Genomic DNA, 23,582 nt, shown 5'->3' with positions numbered 1-23,582 from the left:
CAGCCGAAAATTTTTTTAGACATTCATTACAAACACTTTTAAAGTTTATGTGCTTATGATTCGTTACATGCTTTTACTCTTGCTCCTGTCAGTGGGCTCGGTGGTGGCTTTTGGCCAGACCACGGGGGACCTGCAGGGTAAAGTAAAGGACGAGAACGGGGAACCCCTAGCGTTTGCGAATGTGGCTTTGTATAAAGAAGACGCATTGATTCGGGGAACATCCACCAACTTCGACGGCCTTTACAATTTTGCCCAAATTGAGGCAGGAACCTATGACCTAGTGGTGACCTATGTGGGTTATCCGACGCTAAAAACCGAGGGCGTAATTGTTAAAATTGGTCAAACGGTGGAACTAAACGTAGATTATCAGGAAGATGATTTGATTGCGGGATTAGATTCGCTTGCCGAGGAGACCGTAGTGGTTCGAGGATATCGGATTCCTTTGATTGAGACGGATAACACCACCGGTGGACAGACCTTGGGATCTGAGGATATTGAAAAACTGGCCACACGTAACATTTCTAGTATTGCGGCCACTACGGCTGGGGTCAACCAGAAAGATGAGGGCGAGGAGCTCAACTCGAATGGTGGGCGTAGTTCTGGAAACGATGTTTATGTGGATGGTGTACGTGTAATTGGCGGTGCATCTATTCCGGAGACAGAGATTGACCAGGTGCAGGTAATTACCTCTGGTGTACCTGCCGAGTTTGGTGATGCGACTGGAGCGATCACCAACATTATTACCAAGGGTCCATCTGCGCAGATGTCTGGAGGAATCCAGGTAGAGACCTCGCAGTTTTTGGATGCATTTGGTGCTACGACTATTGACTTTAGCTTGGGTGGACCTTTGATGACGGAGGTTAAATTGAGCCCTAGCGGAGATACCTTGAAAAAAGACGGTAAGCCTCAGCGCAAAGCGATTTTGGGTTATCGTATGGCGGGTCGTTATGCGACCAACTTGGACTCACGTCCTTCTGCTTTGGGATCTTTCCGTTTGACGGATGAGAAGCTCAGCAGCATTTTGAATGATCCTTTGTTGAATGTAAACGGCGGTATTGTACCTAATGCCGAGACCATTACTGAAGATGATTTGGTAGAGGTAGATGTACGTCCGAATGGCCGTAACTCTGTAGGTTTATTGACTGCAAAGGTAGACTACAAGCCTAGCGAAGACTTTTACTTTGTAGCTGGTGGTCAGGGTTCATTTAACTGGGGGTATTCTCCTTCAACGGTGAACCGCTTGATGAACTCGGACTTTAATCCTTATTACAAGAGCAGTGTTTTCCGTGTGTACGGTCGTTTCCGTCATACGATTTCTAGCACAATTTATAAAGCAGGAGCGGATGCAGATTCTACTACAGTAGAGCCTGTTTTCCAGAACTTCAGCTATGAGGTACAGGCCGATTATACGCAGAGCAACAACTCTATAGAAGATTCACGTTTTGAGGATCGTGCTTGGGAGTATGGCTATGTGGGGCAGATTCGTCGTAGCCTTACGCCTGTAGTTGGTGTAGTAGATACGAACTACATCATCAACTCTGCTGGCGACACTTTGGGAACAGAGGAAGTACAGGGACATGCCTTTAACCAAGTAACCTTTGATGGTTATTCTGATGCAGGTCAGTTTGGTTATAATGATGGTTTGTCTCGTTACAACCGAGTGGTAGATTTTGATGCAATTACAGATATGGAGCAGATGCAAGTGATCAACGGACGTTTCACTTCTTCTAATTCTACTGTATTTGGTCTTTTCAATAATGCTTATTATACAGGAGCAGGTCTTGTTCGTGGTTCTATAATTGGAAGTGGTATTGAAAAAAGCCAATCTAGCCAGGTATGTGGAAACATCAAGACCAACTTTGACTTGGTGACCAATGGCGGTAAAGTTCGTCACTCTATCCAAGCGGGTGGGGTATATGAGCAGCGGGTATTCCGTTCTTACAGCATGTCTCCATTTAGCTTGTGGACCTTGGCGGATCAGTCGGCCAACTCTCACATCTCTAATGCAGCCGATGCCAACAGCCCTGTATTGGATGCCAATGGCAATCCTGTAGAATTCTTTGATCCTGTTACACAGCGTTACTACATCCAGAACAACTCACTGATCCGTACGGATGAGAATGACGAGCAAGTCTCTATGAGTGCATTTGGAGAGAACCTACGTAACTTCATGGGCAAAAATCCTGAAGATTGGGTAAACGTTCATGAAATGGATCCTAACGATATGGACCTTGCTTGGTTTGAGCCGACTACCCTAATTTTGGGTGCTCAGCAGCTAGTGAGCTACTATGGTTATGACTACTTGGGTAATGCTTTGGGGACCAACACGACCTTTGATGACTTCTTTAATGCTGTAGATGCCAATGGTCGCAAGACTCGTCCTGTAGCTCCTTTTGCTCCTATTTATGTAGCGGGATACATTCAGGATAAGTTCAAGTACAATGACATCATCTTCCGTATTGGTGTACGCTTTGACAGCTACGATGCCAACACAAAAGTATTGAACGACCCCTACTCTGTAACGGGATACTACACGGCATCTGAGTTTACCAACTTAGAGTCTGGCTATACTGCTGGCCAACAGCAAGGCTTTAGCCATCCTTCCAACATTGGCGACGACTTTGCCGTCTATGTAAATGAAAACAGCCCCGACGCTTCTGTTGTTGGTTACCGTGATGGTGAGCAATGGTATGACGCTAGCGGTAACCCTGTGACTACCCCTACTCAGCTAGGAAGCACAATTGTACCTGCTCTACGTGGCTTTAGCACAGCGCAGATTGATCCTCAGGGTGAGGAATACGATCCTTCTCAAGCCTTTAGCGACTATGATCCTAACTTGGTAGTGATGCCTCGTATTTCATTCTCTTTCCCTATTGGTGATTTTGCCAACTTCTACGCCAACTACGATATCTTGGCCATGCGTCCACCAGAGGCTACTTTGGCTACGGCACTTACTTACTTCAACTTCCGCGAGAACAAAGACTTGATGTCAAACCCCAACCTTCGTTCTCAGAAAACCATCAACTATGAAGTAGGTTACCAGCAAAAAGTATCTGACAACTCTAAGGTGAAATTCTCTTTGCTTTACCGTGAAGAGCGCGACCTTATCCAGGCTCGTCAGTATATCTTGGCTTACCCCATTACCTATACTTCTTTTGGTAATGATGACTTCTCTACTGTAAAATCACTTAAGGTAGAGTATGATATGCGCCGCGTTAAGAACTTCCGTTTCTTGGCCAACTATACCCTACAGTTTGCAGAAGGTACCGGCTCTAGCCCCACCTCTTCTTTGGCTGTAGCTGCAGAAGAACTCAAGTATATCTTCCCACTAGATTTTGACCAACGCCACACTTTCTTCTTCCTATTCGATTACCGCTACGGAGAAGGCAAAAAGTATGATGGTCCCAAAATCGGTAAGTTCGATGTTCTAGAAAATACAGGAGCCAACCTATCATTCAACTTTAGCTCAGGTACCCCCTACACACGCAAACTCACTCCTGGTGGTATCGGAACTAGCTTCCCCAATGCTGTAACTGACGGAAGCATTAACGGCGCCCGTATGCCTTGGAACTTCCGCATAGATCTTCGCTTCGATCGCGATATCGTGATCGGTAAAAATAGCGATCATCCTATCTATGCTAATGTTTACCTACGTGTACAAAACTTGCTCAACACGCAGAACGTACTCAATGTCTATCCCGTAACAGGTAGCCCCACAGAAGACGGCTTCTTGACTATCGACGATAGCCCCGGTCTAGGACTATTGGCCTCTCGCGCTCAGTCTTACCAGTTGTTGTACGATCTTCGTATGCGTAACCCCTTCAATATCTCACGTCCTCGTCGGATCTTCTTGGGTGCACGCTTTAGCTTCTAAAACCAAGTCTTAGTTTTTGCCAATATTGAGGTTTGCCCTGTTTTGGGGCCTCCCGCCTTCGGCGGGCGCTACGTCCGGCAGCTCGCTATTCGCTCGGCCCTTCGCAGGCTTCGCCTGCTCGGTCTGGCCTGCGGCCACTGCCTACCATCGCTAGGCCGTTTTGGGCCTTCGGCCCAATTGCAGCGCAAACCTCAAGCTTGGTCTTCTGTCTAAACTGAATCATTTTTATTAAAATAATTGCAAACATGAGTAGATTGAAAAACTTCTCTACAATCGTGCTATTCCTCTTCACGGCCAGCTCACTCTGGGCCATCGAAGACCGGAATTTTGTGGGAGGTAATAGCAATAGCTCCAACAGCACCAATAACAACAGTTATCGTGCTGCTTGTATCGAGGCTCGCTCAGAACGCGATCTAGATATTAACAACGTCCGCGCTCGCCTCCGCACCGGAGGTGATCTCTGGTGGGACGGTGACCGAGCTCGCTATATCGTTCCTAATGTAGACCCTGCTTCTGGCCAACCAGAAGTATCTTCTCTCTTTGCCGGAGGTATCTGGCTAGGGGCTTTCGATGATGGGGGGAACCTTATCCTCGCTGCCCAAACTTACCGCCAAACTGGTAACGATTACTGGACTGGCCCCCTAGATGTAAATACGGGTACAATCGAAAAAACCGATTGTGAAAAATGGGACCGCTTCTTCGAAGTATACGGTTCTGAAATTGACGCCCTCCGTGCCGACTATTTCGAACCCGACCCCGTTACTGGCCAACCCGATGAGTCTATCGAGAACCGCCCCGCCCGAAATATCTTGGGCTGGCCCGGCCGCGGTAACCCCTATTTTGCAGAAATTTACGGTTTCGACCTTCCTGACCAAGAACTTGCTCCCTTTATTGAGCCTCCCGGAAAGGAAGACGGTATCTATAACCCCTACGATGGTGACCACCCCGTAATTGAGGTAGTGGGCTGTCCTAAGGATTATTTCAACCCCGTATATGCTGACCAAATGGACTGGTGGGTCTATAACGATAATGGTAACATTCACACCAATACTAACGGTCAACCCATGTTTATGGAGGTACACGGTCTAGCTTTTGGCTACCGCACTACCGATGCCATTAACAACATGACGTTCTATCGCTATAAGTTGCTCAACCGAAACAACTTGAGCCTTAACGATACTTACTTCTCGCTTTGGTCAGATCCCGATTTGGGCTGTTTCAATGATGACTATATTGGTGTAGATACTATTACTGGTATGGGCTATGTATACAATGCCGATGCTGATGATGATGCTACCTGTGGTAATGACGCCGTAGGATATGGTGCCGCTCAAATTCCTGCCCTAGGGGTAGACTACTTCCGTGGTCCTCTAGATTCTACAGGTGCAGAGCTTGGCCTCTCCTCTTTTGTTTACTATGAAAATACCAATGACGCTATCCGTGGTAACCCGAATAGTGCTGTACAGTACTATCGTTTGATGGATGGTCTTTGGTTGGATGGTCGCCCCATCTCTCGTGGTGGAACAGGAGACAACGGTCCTACTGCCGATAAATTCCCTTACGTATTCTACTCTTTCCCCAACGAATCGGGAACAGATGTATGGTCTATGTGTGAGGAAGGAATTACCGGTAATGACTACCGCTTCTTGCACACTTCTGGTCCTTTCGTTTTGGCACCTGGTGCAGTAAACGAATTGATCTCAGGTGTAGTTTGGGTTCCCGAAATTCCAGATTATCCCTGTCCTGCTTTGACCGAATTGGTAGAGGCCGATATCTTGGCCCAAAACCTTTTTGATGACTGTTTCAAAATTACTGACGGTCCCGATGCACCTTATATGGATGTAGTCGAGCTCGAAAATGAGTTGATTTTGAACTTGAGCTATGTTCCTGCTCAAAATAACTACGAACTCAATTACTCTGAGTCTCCTGCTATTCTTCGCAACACTGCCGATACTACTTATACCTTCCAAGGCTATAAAGTATATCAGGTAATCAACGAGAATATCTCTGTAACTGAATTGAACGATCCTGAAAAAGCTCGTCTTATCCGTCAGGTAGACCTTCGTGACTCTATCGGCAAAATTGTAAACTGGAATGCATTCAGCGATCCCGATGTACAGGCTTTCATTCCTACTATTATGGTAGATGGCGCCGATGAGGGAGTTAAGCATACCTTTATTTAATATTACAACAGACGAATTTGCAGAGGGATCAAGCAAACTCGTTAACCATAAGTCTTACTACTTCTGTGTAGTTGCTTATGCCCACAATGAGTATCAGGCTTATGATCCTACACTCAATACCGGACAAGCACTTCCTTATCTACAAGGTCGTCGTAACTTCCGCGTCTATACTGCTGTACCTCGTCCCAATGATCCTGAGTACAACGGTTTGGTCCTCAACTCTGCTTATGGAGATGGCCCAGAAATTACTCGCGTAGATGGTAAAGGAAACGGTGGAGGACTCTTCCTCGACTTTAAAGATCCTGCCGCTGCAGAAGCCGATGTATTGAACAACGGCCGTATCGGTCGTGTGACTTATGCCGCTGGTCAAGGTCCTGTTAATGTAAAAGTAGTAGATCCTTTGCGCGTTCCTGCCGCTCAGTTCCAACTCTACATCAGCGACCAAAACTATACTTTCCGCTATGATACTGCTGCTGACGGTAGCATTGTCGTTACTCCAGAGCCTCCTACAGGCGTTACCGCTTTGTCTGACTCTCTCTTCTGGTTGCTAAAAGATGCCAATGACCCCTCTGCGGTTTGGTCTTCTTACCAGCCTCTAGATGTGAACTATGAGCAGTATATCCCCGATTTGGGTATCTCTCTTCTCGTTGAAGATATTCCCGCTCCTGGTACAAATGGCGTAAGCGGATTTGTAGGTTCTGCTGCCGTTTATGAAGATGAAACTAATGCAGGTTGGTTCCAAGGTGTTCAAGATGGCAATGGCATCAACGATATCTTGAAAACTGGAAATGCTCAAGATGATCAGGCACTAGATCCTAATCAAGATTACTCTGGTATGGCCGGTGGCTGGCACCCTGTTCGCCTAGCTGACTGTGTATTCCGTACTGATGAATACTATTTCTCTACTTCAGAAATCGTGCTTTCTTCAAATGCCTTGAGCTTCTGCCAAGCATGGAGAGCTGGTAATACCAGCCAAGTGCTACGTAATGTACGCAACGTCAATGTGGTCCTCACTCCTGAAAAGAGCCAGTGGAGCCGCTGTGTGGTTGTAGAATCTGCTAGTATGTACCATACACAATCACTCGGACTTAGCATTCCTGGTGGTTATGGTCAACTACAATGGAAACGCAATGAGCCTAGCCGTGATATCGATGGCCAAGTAGAAGCCGGTACCGGTATGTCTTGGTTCCCCGGTTTTGCTTATGATGTTGAAACTGGTGAGCGCCTCAATGTATACTTCGGAGAAAACTCTCTCTATGATGGTTCTTTCTTTGATGCCAATACTTATCCCGGTGCTGCTACAGGTAATGACATGCTCTTTAACCCCACCGATTTGCAACAGGTGACGCCTACCAACGGATTCCCCGTATTTGGTAATGCCAACACCTTTATGTCAACAGTGAATGGTGGACAGCACGTTATTTATGTAACCAACACTGCCTACGATGAATGTGCTTCTGTAGTGACTGCCCTAACCACAAACTTGGGTATCTTCACTCCTCCTTACCGTTCTTTGAAAGACCAATTGGTTTGGGGTACATTTATGTATATGGCTCCTGGTACAAGCATGCTTAACAATGCTGGAGCTCCTGAAGTAGGTGGACATGTGCCTCCTTCTAAGGTGACCTTCAAGTTGCGTGTTTCTACTCCTTACGAAATCTATGCAGCAACTAACGATAACCAAGGTTATCCGCTCTATGAGTTCGACCTTACTGGCCTTGCTCCTACCAAGGAAGATAAAGCCACGGCCGAAAGTGCTCTAGATCTTATTGGGGTAGTTCCTAACCCTTATTATGCTTACTCTGAATATGAGCAGACAGAAACGCAAAACGTAGTGAAAATTACGAACTTGCCAGCTAGCTGCGAAGTGAATATCTATTCTATTGAAGGCCGCCTGGTTCGTCATTATGATGTTGCTCAGGATTACAATGCAGAGGTACGTAGTGGTATCGCTCGTGTAGGTGCTTTTGGTAGCGGTGATATTGAAACTCAGGTAAGTACTTCTCTCAACTGGGACCTCAAGAACCAAGCTGGTGTTCCTGTAGGTAGTGGGGTATACCTCATCCATGTTGTTGTAGAGGGTGTTGGTGAAAAAGTAGTGAAAAGCTTTGTCATCAACCGTGCACTTGATGCTCAAAAACTCTAGTGATTTATTTTCGTTTTGCTCCCTCTGTCTTGGAGGGGGCAAAACCCTTTTAAACGATTTCATAGCATGACTAAATATACTTCTTTGTTGTTTGTGGGCCTTTTTTGCCTCAGCTTTCTAGCTGCTTCGCCCACAGCAAAAGCAGGAAATCCGGACCGACAAGGGGAAGCCGGTGCCTATGAGTTGATCATGAACCCTTGGGCTCGCTCTGCTGGCCTCAATGGCTTGGTGGCTGCTCGCGTAACTGGGGTAGAGGCGCTTCGCTTTAATCCTGCCGGAATTTGCCGCATCTCTGGAAAAACAGAGGTGGCATTAGGACATACACAATATATGGCCGGTACGGGCATTAGCCTTAATGCTGCTGGATTGGTCCAGAAAATTGGCGATAATGGCGCCTTTGGTGTAGAACTAATGTCTGTTGGTTTTGGAGATATTCCTTTGACTACTGTTGACCAACCTGGCGGAATTACCACTTTTAGCCCTTCTTTCTTTAATATTGGCCTCTCTTATGGCTATGTATTTAAAGATGAAGACGGAAACGAGAAGGTTTCTGTAGGCTTTGGTGTTCGCGTGGTTTCAGAATCTATTGCCAATGCTTCTGCTACTGGTGTAGGTTTTGACGCTGGTGTACAATATGTTACAGGTGTTGATCGCCAAATCAAATTTGGTGTGGCTCTCCGTAATTTTGGAACCAAAATGTCTTATTCTGGCGATGGTCTAGCCTTTGTTGGTGTGGCCCCCAATAATACAACAGCACTTACCGTAAATAGCCGAGGCGCTGGCTATGAATTGCCTTCTTTGCTGCATATTGGTATGTCTTATGACTTTTACCTCGGTAGCAAGATTAACCGCCTAACGGCAGTGGGTAATTTTACCGCCAACTCTTTCTCTCGCGACCAATATGGTGTAGGCTTTGAATATGCCTTTAAAGAGATGTTTATGGCACGTACCGCTTTCCGCTATGAAAGCGATATGTATAGCTCAGAAACTTCTAGCACAGCTTCTGGTGGATTAACCGCAGGTGTTACTGCCGAAATCCCTCTCCGTAAGGGCTCTGCTAAGAAAATTGCCTTCGATTATGCCTATGAGTATACTCAGGTATTTAAAGGGACGCACTCTTTGACTTTGAAGTTGAAGCTCTAATTGCTCCCCGCTAAATGATTAGACCTCTAAGCCCTCGGCTTAGAGGTCTTTTTTTTTGAGAGAATAGATAAATTGGCGTTCTTGCAGACATTTGTTTAGGCCCAAAGCCGCCTAGGCTATTTTTTCACTTCATTGTTCCCCTAATATGAAGCTCAGTCCAACTTTTTATCTTGCCGTTTTAGTTGTATTGCTTACTCACTTTTTGTACTACCCAAAATGGAGCAAAGGCGGAACGGAAGCGACGATCTCCTGGGATGTTTCTGGCTATTATATGTATTTGCCCGCTAGCCTGATTTATCAAGATATTAAGGGCTGTGGCTTTAAGGATAGTATTCTTCAAAACTATGGCCCCACCCCCAATTTTCAACAGGCTTTTGTGCATGAGGCTTCTGGCAATTATGTGATGAAGTATTCTATGGGCCAAGCGATTTCTTTTTTACCCGCTTTTGGCCTCGCTCATTTATATGCCAAAAGCACGGCCTATCCCGCCGATGGATTTTCTTTTCCCTATCAATTGGCCATTTCTTTAGGGAGCTTGTTTTGGGCGCTTTTGGGCCTTTATTATTTGCGCAAGTTTTTGCTCTTTTTCTATCGACCTAAAATAGCTGACTGGAGCATTTTAGGGCTGGTTTTAGGCAGTAATTACCTCAATTATTCCGCTATAGATGGGGCCATGACGCATAATACCCTTTTTACGCTCTATAGCCTGCTGCTTTATGTTACGGTCCGCTTTTATCAACAGCCTAGCTACCTAAAAGGAGCGGCTATTGGGGCTTTGGTGGGCTGGGCCGCCCTGATTCGCCCTACCGAAATTATTGCCTGTATTATTCCCCTAGCTTGGGGCCTGCAAGCTTGGGTCTGGACGGACTTGAAACAACGCCTGCAGTTTGTGGCCCAACATTTTGGGAAGTTGCTTTTGGCGGTTTTGATTACGGCTTTTATTGGTAGCTTTCAGCTGATGTACTGGAAGTATGCAACAGGAGAATGGATTGTTTATTCTTATCAAGATCAGGGCTTTAGTTGGTTGAGCCCTCATTTGCATGCTGGCTTTTTGAGCTATAAAAGTGGCTGGCTGACCTATTCTCCTTTTATGCTGTTGCCGCTTTTGGGGTTTGGGCCTTTTTTCAAACAGCAGAGAAGCTTGTTTTCGGCGGTGTTTGTCTTTAGTTTGCTCTTTATTTATATCACTTTTGCTTGGGATATTTGGTGGTATGGCGGCTCTTTGGGCCAAAGGGCCATGGTGCAGGCTTATCCCGTTTTAGCCCTGCCTTTGGCGGCATTGGTTCATTGGCTTAGCCAACAAAAGTTATGGCTAAAATTGCCCATTTTTGCTTTTGTCCTACTGAGCTTTTATGCCAATCTTTGGTTTACGCATCAGGCGCATAAGGGCGGTTTGCTGCGCCCTGGCGAGATGACAAAGGCCTATTATTGGGCCACGCTTTTCCGCTACGATAAGGATCCTGAGCGCCTGAAATTATTGGATGGGGTTCGCCAATTAAAGAAGGGGGAGCTCAAGGAGGCTAGTCTGGTTTATTCCGATACCAGCTGGCAGGCGCAGTTGGACCAAAACCAGCAGTTTGCGCCAATTATTTCCTTGACTTTGCCCAAAATGCCCGAAAAAGAGGGCCTTAGAGTGAGCATTCTAGCCCAAATTATGGGTCCAAAAGAATGGGAGTTTTGGTGGATGACGCAGTTTACCGTTAGCCTCAAAAAAGAGGGGCAGCTTATTGATGAGCAGATGTTTCGTCTGCAGCGCCATATACAAGAGGGAGAAGAAAAGCGCTTGTATATGGATTTGCCCGTTCAGGGAGCCGATAGCCTAGAAATTAAGTTTTGGAATGCCGATGGAAAGAAGGCCATAAAGTTGAGTCAGCCAGAGGTTTGGCGTTATGTTTTAGACTGATGATTTGGGGCTGCCCCGCCCTTCGGGCGGGTCGCTCCCTCCGCAGCTCGCAGGGCTAGCGCAAATCGGCCTAGCGATGTGCAGGGGTGGCCGTCAGGCCAGACCAAGGCGCTTTGCGCCGCAGGGCCGAGCGAACAGCGAGCCCCGAAACGACAACAAGCCCTTTAGGGCGCAGTTCGACGACCAAAGGGAGTAACCGCCGCAAGCGGAGCGCAGCGGAGGCCCTCAAGGCTGGGCGGGCCCTTTTTCATTCGCTCCAGCCCGCAGGGCTAGCGCAAATCGGCCTAGCGATGTGCAGGGGTGGCCGAAGGCCAGACCTAGGCGCTTTGCGCCGCAGGGCCGAGCAGACCTGCGAGCCCCGAAACGTAGCGCCGCAAGCGGAGCGCAGCGGAGGCCCCAAAACATCAAAAAAAAGGGAAAAGAATAGTCTTTTTCTCCAAAGGCCTGTATTTTTGAGTTTGCATAAAAAAAGGCGCTAAAATGTACAACTACCTAGATTTACAAGACACCATTGTGGCCGTGGCCAGCCCTGCCGGAGCTGGAGCCATTGCCGTCATTCGCTTATCGGGCAAATCGGCCATTAGCATTGCCAACGGGATGTTTCGGGCCAAGGATTTGAGCCAGCAAGACAGCCACAGCCTGCATTTGGGCTACATTTATGATGAGGCGGGGCAGCGGGTCGATCAGGTACTTTGTTCGGTTTTTAAGGGACCAACTTCTTACACTCGAGAAGACGTCATTGAGTTTTCTTGTCATGGTTCGCCATATATTCAGCAGCGCTTGCTTAGTTTGTGTTTGCGTTCGGGCGCGCGTTTGGCCAAAGAGGGGGAATTTACCCTGCGGGCTTTCCTCAATGGGCAATTGGATTTGGCCCAGGCAGAAGCCGTGGCCGATCTCATTGCGGCAGATTCGGAAGCGGCGCATCAGATGGCTTTGCAGCAAATGCGAGGCGGTTTTTCTCAGCAAATTGAGGGCTTGCGGAAAGAGCTTTTGCAATTTGCCTCCCTGCTAGAGTTGGAGCTTGATTTTGGCGAAGAAGATGTGGAATTTGCGCAAAGAAAAGAGCTAGAGGAGCTCCTTTTGAAAATTCGGGCCATGATTAAGCAATTGATGGACTCCTTTCAGTTGGGCAATGTATTGAAAGAGGGGGTAAGCACCGTTTTGGCGGGCCGTCCCAATGCGGGAAAATCGACCTTGCTCAATGCTTTATTGAATGAAGAGCGGGCCATTGTGTCGGATATAGCGGGCACCACTCGCGACAGCATCGAAGAACTGCTCAATATAGACGGGATTCAGTTTCGCCTAATTGATACGGCGGGGATTCGGGAGGCCAGCGATCAAATTGAGGCCATTGGGGTAGAAAAAACCTATGAAAAAATTGCGCAATCTACGGTCTTGCTCTATGTCTATGATGCCAGCCAATTGAGCCAAGAAGAATGCGAAGCGGACCTTGCTCGTTTGCGCAGAGAGGGCTTGGCTGTCTTAGTCTTGGCCAACAAATGCGATCAATTGGGAGAGGGGCAAACCTTAGCTGCCGATCATTTTCGGCTTTCGGCCAAGCAAAAAGAAGGCTTGAGCGAGCTGCGTTCGGCCTTACGCAACTTAGTTGTTGAGGGGCAAATTCATCAGCAAGGGACCACGGTAAACAACCTACGGCATTATCAGGCATTGGAAGAAGGTTATCAGGCCATAGATGCGGCCTTACTGGGCCTAGAAGAGGGCCTTAGTGGCGACCTACTGGCGATGGATGTTCGGGCTGCGCTTCGGGCTTTGGGCGAAATTACGGGCAAGGTAGATGTGGAAGATTTGCTGGAGAATATTTTTGGGCAGTTTTGTATTGGGAAGTAGGTTGCAAATTTTAAATGAGTTTACTGCTTTTAAACTAAAAGTAGTAAATAGCTAGTGAGCTATAATTTGCTGGCATTTTCGTTAAATTATTAAAGAATAACATGAATAAACAGGATATAAAAAGAGCTAAAATAAATGTTAAGTGTAGAAAAAAGGCAATAGGTGAGATAAATACTTGCTTTTTCCCTGGATGTAACCAAAGATCAATTAACTCTCACATCCTTCAAAAGAATGGTATTCTTTCTTCAATTGCTCCAGACAATCATCTTTGGGAAATTGGTATAAATTTGTTTAAGTCACCTATTTTCCAGCTACAAAAAATTGGAATAAATAAAATTTTTGCATTCAATTGTTTTTGTAATGACCATGACACCAATTTGTTTTCAGAAATAGAGCAGCCGTCAGAAATTGATTTTACAAAGTATAGAATACTTCTCTTATTTGTAGTGAGAACATTTTATAATGAATTATTTCGAAAAAAAGTTTTAGTTAGTGAATTTTCTTGTTTAGAGAAGGAAACGAATGATGTAAAGAAGAAAGAATGGCTAAGAGAAAATGTTGATCAAATGAATAAGGCAATAAATGACTTAGTTTTTTGGGAGAAGTTTATTTGGCAAGACTATAATCAAAATACACAATCATTCGTTTTTGAATATCGAGAACTTAGCAAAGCTGATTTAATAATGTCTTCTTTATATGATTATGAGACGACTAAAGAGATACAAGAGCATAAGTATAGGACAGGAAGAGATAAAGAAAGACTATCTTCAATATTTGTTTCGTTCTTCCCCTATAAAGATAAGTCAATATTGATAAAAGGATACCTTAAAGAAGATGAAAAAGCATTAAAAGGGTATTTTAATACTTTTTTTAAAGATTCTGAGAAAAGGGTGCAAAGAAAGTTGACTAATTTACTATTGTTTCAATGTGAAAATTGGGTCTGTTCTCAAGATTTTTATGATGAAAAAATAAATGGTAAGGAGGATTTATTTAATAATGCTATTAACTATTCAAATAAAAATGACAATGAACGAAGATGTTTTGATATCAATATATTTAGAAATGATTTTGATGCAAAGTTTAAAGGATGGAACGAAAAATATGTCTAATTGAAGACAAGAAAGCTAGCCATACTTACCAAAACTGTAAAACAGAGCTAACGATATTTAACTGAAACCATGAACTAAGGCATTGATGTATGAAACCACCGTATCAGCTTACAGATAAAATCTTAAGGTTAGTTGTGGCTATTTCCGAGCGTTTAGGAGAGGTTAATGCTATTCATATACACAAGCCAGCGACGGCATTGCGAAAAAAAAATCGCATCAAAACCATACAGTCTTCTTTAGAGATAGAAGGAAATACGCTAACGGAAGAGCAGATTACAGCGCTTTTAAATAACAAGCGAGTTATTGCTCCGCAAAAAGACATTATAGAGGTACAGAATGCTATAAAAGTGTATGATCAGCTAGATAAATTTGATCCTAATAAGTTAGCAGATTTAGAAAAAGCGCATGCTATTTTGATGGCTGGATTGATAGAAGGGGCGGGGAAGCTAAGAGTAAAAAATGTGGGCATTGTGAAAGGGGATAAAGTAGCGCATTTGGCTCCAACTGGATATATGGTGAGAGGACTGATGCAAGATCTTTTCCATTATCTTAAAACAGATCAGGATGTGCTACTCATTAAGAGCTGTGTTTTTCATTATGAGTTTGAGTTTATCCATCCTTTTTTAGATGGAAATGGCCGAATGGGGCGTTTATGGCAAACGCTTATTTTAATGCAAAAATATCCTGTTTTTGAATACTTGCCTGTAGAAAGCTTGATTAAGGAAAATCAAGAGGAGTACTATAAGGTATTGAGTTTGTCTGATAAAACAGGGCAATCGACATTATTTATAGAATTCATGTTGGGGCTTATCTTAGAGGCATTAGATCAGCTTTTAGTCATTCAGCACAGGCCTCTTCGAAAAGAAGATCGAATTCAGTTATATAAAGATGCTCTTCAAACAAAAGCTTTTAGTCGTAAAGACTATCTTCAGTATTTTAAGAATATAAGTCAAGCTACCGCAAGTAGAGATTTGAAGTGGGCTGTGGAAGAAGGGGTTTTAGAAAAACAGGGAGATAAACGCTTGACAAAGTATCGGTTTGTTCCTGAAATAGACCTTTAAAAGCACTAGAAAGATTTACTTAAAACTACCTTGATAGTATCATTTGATACTATCACTCATCCATTCAATCCCATAAAATGACTTCTTTTCACCTTGGCGTTGGCGCCATTATCTGTAGTTCGGACCAGCAATTATTTTTTGTGCAGCAAAAGGATGAAACTTATCCGCTGCCGCAATGGCAACTGGCCTTATCGGTTTGGGGTGGGGCTGTAGAGGCCGAAGATGAAAGCCCAGAAATTGCCTTATACCGAGAGTTGCAAGAAGAGTTGCGCTGGCAACCTGAGCAGCCGCCTATTTTTATTGGGCAGTTTAAGATCAAAAGTATTCAGGAGTTTGAGCTTTGTTTGTTCAAAATTATCTTGCCCCAAAAAGAGCTAGAACAGTTGGCCCAGCAGCCCGTTTATGAGGGTTATGGCCGCTTGCTCGATGCAGAAAGTTTGCAAAAATATAGTTGGGTTTGGGATTTGGGGACAGTTATTTATCAAGAGATTATAGAAAAGGGCCCTAAGGGTTAGTGCTTTCTTCAAATTTTAACGAACTTTGGGCGATTTAGCCCTATGGGGCCTTCTGTTCCTGAATAAATTTGGAAATCAATGAAACTTGCGGAATCGATTCTCGTCTCTGAGCTAGCCAATATGCTAGGCGCCAAACTCATCGGAGATCCCAATGTGGAAATTACTCATCTCAACGAAATTCACAAGGTGTGTAAAGGCAGCCTGATCTTCGTCGATAATGAGAAGTATTATACTCAAGCTATTTATTCTACGGCCTCGGCTATTCTGATTGATCAGGCGGTAGATTGTCCCCCCAATAAGGCCCTTTTGGTGGTGGAACGCCCCTTTGAGGCCTATAATAATTTGGCCAAAAAGTATTTGCCTTTTACACCTATGAGCAGCCAAATTAGTCCCACGGCCCAAATTGGCAAAGGGACAGTGATTGAGGCGGGTGCTGTTGTGGGCAATCATGTCGTGATTGGCGAAGATTGCTTGATTCGGGCCAATGCCGTGATTTCTGATTATACGGTGATTGGCGATCGAGTGAAAATCCACTCTAATGCTGTGATTGGCAATGATGCTTTTTATTACCATCTAGAGGAGGACCGCAGTTATAAGCCTTGGCATTCTATTGGCCGAGTGGTGATTGAAGATGATGTCCGCATCGGGGCAGCTTGTACTATTGATCGCGGGGTTTCTGGCGATACGCATATTGGTAAGGGCTGTAAATTAGATGATCAGGTGCATTTGGGCCATGGGGTGGTTTTGGGCAAACATTGTTTGATTGCGGCCCAAACGGGAATTGCAGGCAAAACCATTATCCAAGATTTTGTCACCATTTACGGACAAGTGGGTATTTCTAAGGGCTTGGTGGTTGGTGAAGGGGCCGTTTTGCTTGCGCAAACGGGGGTCTCTAAGTCTATTCCAGGCGGCAAGCGCTATATGGGCGCTCCTGCGGTAGAGGCTTACAGCCGCTTTAAGGAGTTGGCGGCCATTCGCCGCTTACCCGAATTGACGAAAACAGTGGATCAACTTCAAAAACGATTTAAGAATCAAGATCTTAATCCTCAAGATTAGGCCCTGATCCATAAAAGATAGGAGAGAAGTATTGCTTTTTAGCAGTACTTCTCTTTTTTTTGGGGCCTCCCGCCTTCGGCGGGCGCTATGTTGCGGGGCTCGCAGTTCTGCTCGGCCCTTCAGCCCTTCGGGCTTCGGTCTGGCCTGCGGCCACCCCTGCACAGCGCTAGGCCCTGCCGCCCAACTGCTCAGCTACAAGCCGCTTTGCGGCTTCAAGCTTCGCAGGCTCGCGCCAAGCGCGCCCGGCCGGCGGCTGGCGGCAGCCCCCATCTTCCCTGCGCCTCAGCCAATTAACCCCTCAATATATTACATTTCAGTTTCGGTCCTCCCCTTCGCCGCCCCCGCCTGGGGGCTGGGCTCCTTTGGCCTTGGGGGCCAAAGCGCCCAGCATTGCATTCGTCGCTCCGCTCCTCATCCTTAAAAAAACAAAACAAAAAATGCCAAAACAAGAGATTTTTTGTAATTTAATAGGGCCAAAATTTAACCACCCTTATTTACCACTCCCATGAGTCAAATAGAAACCATCAAGCAGACCCTGCAAACCTATCAGCAGGAACTGCCCAAACTCCGTCAACTCTTCATGCAAGACGGCGTCATCGACGCCCAAGAAAAGGCCCAACTAGAAGATATTGAGGCCCGAATCAAAAGCCTACAAGCCCAGCTCGGCCAAGCCTCCGCTGGACCTAGTGGCAGCGTAGAAAACAGCAGCGGCCTAAGCGGCTCTGTCGGCTACAAAGGCGACAACCAAAAAGCCGACGTCATCAAGGTCCAAGAACTGCTCAACAAAAAAGGAGCAAGCCTCAAAGTAGACGGCAAATGCGGCCCCGCCACCATCTACGCCATCCGCGACTTCCAAAAGGCCAACTTTGGCGGCGCCGATGCTCGAGTAGACCCCAACGGAAAAAGCTGGCAAGCCCTCACCGGCAGCGGCAAAAACTTTACCCCCTCGGCCCCCCCAGCCAAAGAACAGGTCCAAAACTTCTCTAGAGCAGAAAGCACCGTAGATACCAGCGCCAAAGATACCAGCCCCTCGGCCATCGGTAATTTGGTCTCTAAAGAAAACCTAGAAAAAGGCGCCCGTTTTGCCCTACAGCAATTCATCAACCAAGGCAATGTCGATATCGAAGTCTTTAATGTAAGCAAAGATATCCCCTTGGCCGAATACCTCGTCTTTTCGCTACATCTCACCATGGGGGTCCAAATGAACCTCACCCTAGAACATACCCTAGTCGAAAAAGAACTGGCCATCGAGTCTAAAGCTAGCGGCGTTATTGATGCCTACTTTGGCATCAAAGGAAGCGCCATTGGTATTCTGGGCTACAACCTACTAGATGTTACCGCCGCCCTGCATGGCGCACTAGACGCTAACGGTACCGCTAAATTGGCCATCCAAAAAGATACGGTCCTAGAAGGAAGCCTAAGGGCCGAAATGGTCCTTAAAGCCTATGCCGACTTCAATGTGAAAATCTTGGCCGAATCGGTAACGCTTTATACCACCAAAACCAATGATTTCAATTTCTTCATCATGACGGCCCCCACCTACGCTATCTCTTTTCAAGTAAATAGCTGGACCTATAAGGGCGCCCGCCGTGTTGGGGGCGAATTTGCCGCCGAAATGCACCCCGATTTCCGCAATTTCTTGCAAAAAACAAAAGAGGTGATCAGCAGCCCCATGACCTATATCAAGAAAGGCGCTGCGGCCGCTGCCCACCTAGCCGAAGAGGTTTGGGAGGGCGTAGAATATGTGGCCGGAGAAGTAGGCGAAGCCGCCGAATGGGCCTTAGATGCCGCCGCCGATGCCGTAGAATACATGAATCCCTATAATTGGTTTGCCGAAGAAGGCTAAAGGCATTTCCTGCGTTCCGAGGCGAGCGTAGCGAGCCGGCTGAGGGATGGAAAGCAGTGGCCCGAAAGGGCCAGACCCAGCGGGCAAAGCCCGCGCAGGGCCGAGCAGACCTGCGAGCTGCGACACAGCCCGACCCCAAGGCCCAAAGGGCCGAGGGGGCAGCCCCAAAATCATTCTAAAAAAGCAAAGAAAAATACCCGAAATCGATGTCAAAAGCAGAACAAATAGAAGCCCTCAAAACGGCAGCCGCCGCAGCAGAATGGCCCAAATTGCAAGAGTTGGCTTTGGGCGCCCTAAATGAATACCCCGAAGAAGGCTTTGGCTACGATTATTTGGCCCAAGCATTAGATGCCCAAGAGGGCGGCTCTCTAGAAGCTATTGAGCGCTGTTTGCTCAAGTTGGTAGAGCTCAATCCCAAAGATACTAAGGCCCTTTTGCGCCTAGCGCAAACCCAACTAAAAATGGGAGATGCCCCCCAGGCGATGGTGGCCTACCGCCAAATACTCAAGCTACAACCCGAGCAGGATGAAGCCCTAAACGCCATTGGGGAAGAACTGCTTTTTGAGCAAAATAAAGCCGCCGAAGCCCTCAGCTTTTTTCAGGCCGCCATGAAGGTCAAACCCAATGAATTGCTCTATCAAATCAATGCCCTTTTGGCCATGAGAAGCATGGGCAACCGAGAAAAAGAAGCCTTGCTTTTACTGACCAAAAGCATCAAGCTACATGGCTATCAAGAGAAGCTATTTGCGGTAGGGGCAGAGCTCTACCTAGTAGAAGGAGAAAAGAAAAAGGCCCTCAAATTGTTGCAAATGCTGCGCGAAAAGGACCCCAATCTGACCTATGTCTATAATGTGGGCCGAATTGCCAATGAGCTAGAAGATTACCCCCTCGCTTATGCCGCCTTGGCCGAAGCTTATGAACTGGCCAAAGCGAATAACGAAGTCAGCTCGGTGCTTTTGCAAGCCTACGCCAAGGCCGCTATGGAATTGGGCCATGCCCAAAAAGCTCAAGAACTGATTGAGCAAGGAATTCAGATTAGCCCCAGCCTAAGCGCCAACCTCTTATTGCTCGATAGCCTTTTGGCCCAAGGCAAACTAGAAGAGGTGGAAAAAGAATTGGAGGTCCTCCTGCGTAAATATCCGCTAGGAAGCACCTTTGGCCTAGATGTTATTCTTAAACAAGGCAGACTCCTACAGGCTAAAGGCGATTATGCCGCAGCAGAAACGCTCTATCTGGACCTCATGAAGGCCGAGGGGGGACAAAAAGATGCCGCTATGGCTTTGGGCCTAATGGCCATTAAGCAAGAAAATAATCCCGCCAAGGCTTATTTTTACCTCTCGAAAGCAGAGACCCTAGGCGCTCCCAGAGCCAGCCAACTCATCAAGGAACATCTTTATGATTACCTAAAGGGCTATGCAGAGCAAACCCTAGCCGATATGGCCCCCGCTATTGAGCAAAATAAAAATCAAGCGGTATTCCAACAATTGGCCGGTAAATACCTCAGCTTTAAGGCGGTCCGCTCCGAAAGTATGCGGCAAATTAACAAAGAGGTGGCCGATATGATTGAGGAACAACTCAAAAAACGAATCATCTTTTTTAGCCCTCAGGCAGGCTTTAGCATCAACCCGATTGGACAAACAACGGTCTTTGCCTACGAACTCAAGGTGGCCCATTCGCCCAATATGCTCGATTTTGAGCTGCGCCCCCTAGATGGCCGCCGTGGACTTGGCGTTCGCCTCAATATGAGCCCTCAAGGTTTGGTCTGGAGCGAAAAAAGAGGGGAGTTCCTCCTCTTTGAACTGAAAGATTGGTCCGAACTAAGCGAAGAACAACAATCGCATGTGCAAGAAAGCTTAGCAAAGGTGGCTTATCTGCCCGATGCAATTCCCCAACATTAGGCGGTTTTTTACTAAAAGAAAGGAGCTTGTCGGCAAATTTAGCCGGCAAGCTCCTTTTTGTTTGTCTCTAAGGCCAGCAAAGCAGCGCAAAAATGCCCCTAAGCAAGAAAAAGCCGCAATAAAGCTCTTTTCTCCCCACGAACTTCTGTATTTTTGGCCTTCGATTTAGAATCACTAGTTATACAGAATATGGAATTATCTAAACATTATGATGCCGCCAGCGCCGAAAAACGCTGGTATGCTCACTGGGAAGAAAAGGGCTATTTCCGCTCTACCCCCGATGAGCGCCCCGCTTATACCATTGTTATCCCCCCACCCAATGTAACGGGGGTCTTGCATATGGGCCATATGCTCAACAACACCATCCAAGATGTGCTGATTCGTAAAGCACGCTTGCAAGGTTTTAATGCTTGTTGGGTACCTGGTACCGACCATGCCTCTATCGCTACAGAAGCTAAGGTGGTCAAAATGCTCAGGGAACAAGGCATCAAGAAGTCAGATATTTCTAGAGATGAGTTTTTAGAGCATGCCTTTGCCTGGAAAGATAAGTATGGCGGAATCATCCTGGACCAACTCAAGTTGCTAGGCGCTTCTTGCGATTGGGAACGCAGCCGCTTTACGATGGAACCCAAGCTCTCTAAGTATGTGCAAAAGGTGTTTGTAGACCTGCACAAAAAAGGCCTGATCTATAGAGGCTTGCGCATGGTGAACTGGGACCCCGAAGCACAAACGGCCCTCTCTAATGAGGAGGTGATTCATACCAATGAGCAATCTAAACTCTATCACCTCCGCTATCAAATTGAAGGCAGTGAGGACTATGTCATCATTGCAACCACCCGCCCCGAAACTATTTTGGGCGATACGGCCATTGCGGTCCACCCCAATGATGAACGCTACCAGAAACTAAAAGGGAAAAAGGTGTTGGTGCCTATCATCGGCCGCGCTATTCCCGTTGTTTTTGATCGCTATGTCGATCAAGAGTTTGGGACCGGTGCCCTTAAGGTAACTCCCGCTCACGATATGAATGACTATGAGATTGGCCAACGCCATGATCTCGAAAGCATCGATATTTTCTACGATAATGGACGCATGCACCCCAACGCTGGCCTTTATGTCGGTATGGACCGCTTTGAGGTGCGCAAGCAAATTGCTAAGGACCTCAAGGCCCAAGGCGCTCTAGTTAAAGTAGAAAATTATAGCAATAAGGTGGGCCGCTCAGAACGTACTCAAGCGGTTATTGAGCCCCGCCTCAAGGAACAATGGTTCCTCAAAATGGAAGGCCTTGCCGCTACGGCCCTAGCCGCTGTAGAAAAGGGCGAGGTGAATTTCTTCCCCGAGCATATGCTCAATATGTACCGCAACTGGCTGAAGGAAGAAAATGTCAGAGATTGGTGTATCTCTCGCCAGCTTTGGTGGGGACAGCAAATTCCCGCTTATTATGGCCCAAATGGCGAAATCGTCGTGGCCGAAAGCTTAGAAGATGCCCTAGCCCAACTCCAAGCCGATGGCAAGGAGTATAGCGCCGAAGACCTTACTCAAGATGAGGATGTAGTGGATACTTGGTTCTCTTCTTGGCTCTGGCCCATGGCCGTTTTTGATGGCTTCGATAATCCCGAAGAGCTTCGCTATTATTACCCCACGCAGGTGCTGGTAACAGGCTGGGACATTATGTTTTTCTGGGTGGCCAGAATGATTATGGCGGGCTACGAATGGGCTCCCGAACTCCTAGGCGAGAAGTTGGCCCAAGAAAAAGGCGTGCAGCCTTTTGAATCGGTTTACTTTACCGGTATGGTGCGCGATAAACTCCGCCGCAAAATGTCTAAGTCTTTAGGCAACTCGCCCGATTCTATCGAGCTGATTAAGAAGTATGGCGCAGATGGCGTCCGCTTCGGTATCCTCTCTTGTGCCGCCGCCGGAAATGACGTTATTTTTGATGCTCCCTTTGCCGATAAAGCGAAAACAGCCATCAAAAATGAAAGCAAACTCTGTGAGCAAGGCCGCAATTTCTGTAATAAGCTTTGGAATGCCCTCCGCCTACTCGAAGGTTGGGAGCAAAGCGAAAAAGCAACGCCCAAAGAAAGCGAACTGGCCATGCGCTGGATCGAACAGAAGATGGCCCAAACCCTAGAACAGCTCAATGCCTCTTTTGCCGAATACCGCCTATCAGAGGCCTTGATGACGCTCTATAACTTCATCTGGGGCGATTTCTGCTCTTGGTATCTCGAACTCATTAAGCCCGCTTATGGCGATAGCATCGATAAAAAGACTTATGCCTTTAGCATCGATATTTTTGAGCAAATGATGATCTTGCTACATCCCTTTATGCCTTTCATCAGCGAGGAAATTTGGTCCAAATTGCGCAAACGTGCCCCCGGCGAAGATTGTGTGGTCGCCCAATGGCCAGAAGTTAGCCAATACGATCAGCAGTTTTTGCAAGAGGTAGAAAATATGCAAGAGGTGGTCAAAAATATCCGTGAGCAAAGAGCCAAAAACCAACTGCCTATCAAGGAAGAACTGGAACTCTTGCTCCGCAAAAGCACTACCGCCGACCAACTCCTAGCCCTAGAGGGCTGGGCCGAGGCCGTGAGCAAATTGGGCTTCCTCAAACGCTTTGAATTGGTCCAAGAAGAGGTAGAAGCTAGCTCTTTCCTCGTGGGCCCCGATCAATATTATCTCCTTTTTGATAAGAAAATTGATCTGGCTGCCGAAAAAGAACGCTTAGAGAAAGAACTCAGCTATTCGCAGGGCTTTATCAAAGGCATTATGAAAAAATTGGGCAATGAGCGCTTTGTCAATAACGCCCCCGCTCAGGTGGTGGAGCTAGAGCGCAAGAAATTGGCCGATCATGAGGCAAAGGTCCAACTCCTAGAAGAAGAACTCAAGAAACTGAACTAGGAGCCAAGATGAATATAAAGCGCTCAGTTTTGGGCGCTTTTTTTTTGGGGCTTCCCCGCCCTGCGGGCGGGTCGGGCTGTGCCGCAGCTCGCAGGTCTGCTCGGC

The 23,582-nt window shown here is 46.6% G+C and carries 13 protein-coding genes; all 13 read left to right on the top strand.

What is annotated here, in order from left to right; all coding sequences use genetic code 11:
- The first annotated feature begins 55 nt into the window (after nucleotides 1-55).
- Nucleotides 56-3,874 (top strand): TonB-dependent receptor, encoded by a 3,819-nt coding sequence (locus tag OP864_RS07530; RefSeq protein WP_270100603.1) that lies wholly within the window; start codon nucleotides 56-58, stop codon nucleotides 3,872-3,874.
- Nucleotides 3,875-4,119: 245 nt separating this feature from the next.
- Entirely contained in the window at nucleotides 4,120-6,057 is a 1,938-nt protein-coding gene (locus OP864_RS07525) for a hypothetical protein (protein WP_270100602.1), read from the top strand.
- The gene (locus OP864_RS07520) at nucleotides 6,029-8,203 is read left to right on the top strand and encodes a hypothetical protein (RefSeq protein WP_270100601.1); all 2,175 of its coding nucleotides are present in this window, start codon (nucleotides 6,029-6,031) and stop codon (nucleotides 8,201-8,203) included. The genes OP864_RS07525 and OP864_RS07520 overlap by 29 nt, the downstream gene beginning before the upstream one ends.
- A 66-nt stretch (nucleotides 8,204-8,269) precedes the next feature.
- Nucleotides 8,270-9,346, top strand: a complete 1,077-nt coding sequence (locus OP864_RS07515) for a PorV/PorQ family protein (RefSeq protein WP_015692280.1) — start codon at nucleotides 8,270-8,272, stop codon at nucleotides 9,344-9,346.
- A 145-nt stretch (nucleotides 9,347-9,491) separates the two neighbouring features.
- Nucleotides 9,492-11,249: a hypothetical protein gene (locus OP864_RS07510; protein WP_270100600.1), complete on the top strand. Its 1,758-nt coding sequence runs from the start codon at nucleotides 9,492-9,494 to the stop codon at nucleotides 11,247-11,249.
- 480 nt (nucleotides 11,250-11,729) lie between these two features.
- Nucleotides 11,730-13,097 (top strand): tRNA uridine-5-carboxymethylaminomethyl(34) synthesis GTPase MnmE, encoded by a 1,368-nt coding sequence (gene mnmE, locus OP864_RS07505; RefSeq protein WP_270100599.1) that lies wholly within the window; start codon nucleotides 11,730-11,732, stop codon nucleotides 13,095-13,097.
- Nucleotides 13,098-13,198: 101 nt separating this feature from the next.
- Complete coding sequence (locus tag OP864_RS07500) at nucleotides 13,199-14,206, top strand: hypothetical protein (RefSeq protein WP_270100598.1); 1,008 nt, start codon at nucleotides 13,199-13,201, stop codon at nucleotides 14,204-14,206.
- An 89-nt stretch (nucleotides 14,207-14,295) separates the two neighbouring features.
- The gene (locus tag OP864_RS07495; protein ID WP_270100597.1) at nucleotides 14,296-15,267 is read left to right on the top strand and encodes a Fic family protein; all 972 of its coding nucleotides are present in this window, start codon (nucleotides 14,296-14,298) and stop codon (nucleotides 15,265-15,267) included.
- A 77-nt stretch (nucleotides 15,268-15,344) separates the two neighbouring features.
- A complete protein-coding gene (locus OP864_RS07490; protein ID WP_270100596.1) occupies nucleotides 15,345-15,782 on the top strand; it encodes an NUDIX hydrolase in 438 nt (145 codons plus the stop codon).
- Nucleotides 15,783-15,860: 78 nt separating this feature from the next.
- Complete coding sequence (locus OP864_RS07485) at nucleotides 15,861-16,838, top strand: UDP-3-O-(3-hydroxymyristoyl)glucosamine N-acyltransferase (protein ID WP_270100595.1); 978 nt, start codon at nucleotides 15,861-15,863, stop codon at nucleotides 16,836-16,838.
- 505 nt (nucleotides 16,839-17,343) lie between these two features.
- Nucleotides 17,344-18,684, top strand: coding sequence for a peptidoglycan-binding domain-containing protein (locus OP864_RS07480; RefSeq protein WP_270100594.1), 1,341 nt, complete (start codon nucleotides 17,344-17,346; stop codon nucleotides 18,682-18,684).
- A 206-nt stretch (nucleotides 18,685-18,890) separates the two neighbouring features.
- Nucleotides 18,891-20,582 (top strand): tetratricopeptide repeat protein, encoded by a 1,692-nt coding sequence (locus OP864_RS07475; protein WP_270100592.1) that lies wholly within the window; start codon nucleotides 18,891-18,893, stop codon nucleotides 20,580-20,582.
- A gap of 189 nt (nucleotides 20,583-20,771) precedes the next feature.
- The gene (locus tag OP864_RS07470; RefSeq protein ID WP_270100591.1) at nucleotides 20,772-23,477 is read left to right on the top strand and encodes a valine--tRNA ligase; all 2,706 of its coding nucleotides are present in this window, start codon (nucleotides 20,772-20,774) and stop codon (nucleotides 23,475-23,477) included.
- Nucleotides 23,478-23,582: the final 105 nt, after the last annotated feature.

The sequence above is a fragment of the Saprospira grandis genome, assembly GCF_027594745.1.
Taxonomy (GTDB): Bacteria; Bacteroidota; Bacteroidia; order Chitinophagales; family Saprospiraceae; genus Saprospira; species Saprospira grandis.
This window is presented reverse-complemented; position numbering and strand designations above follow the sequence as displayed.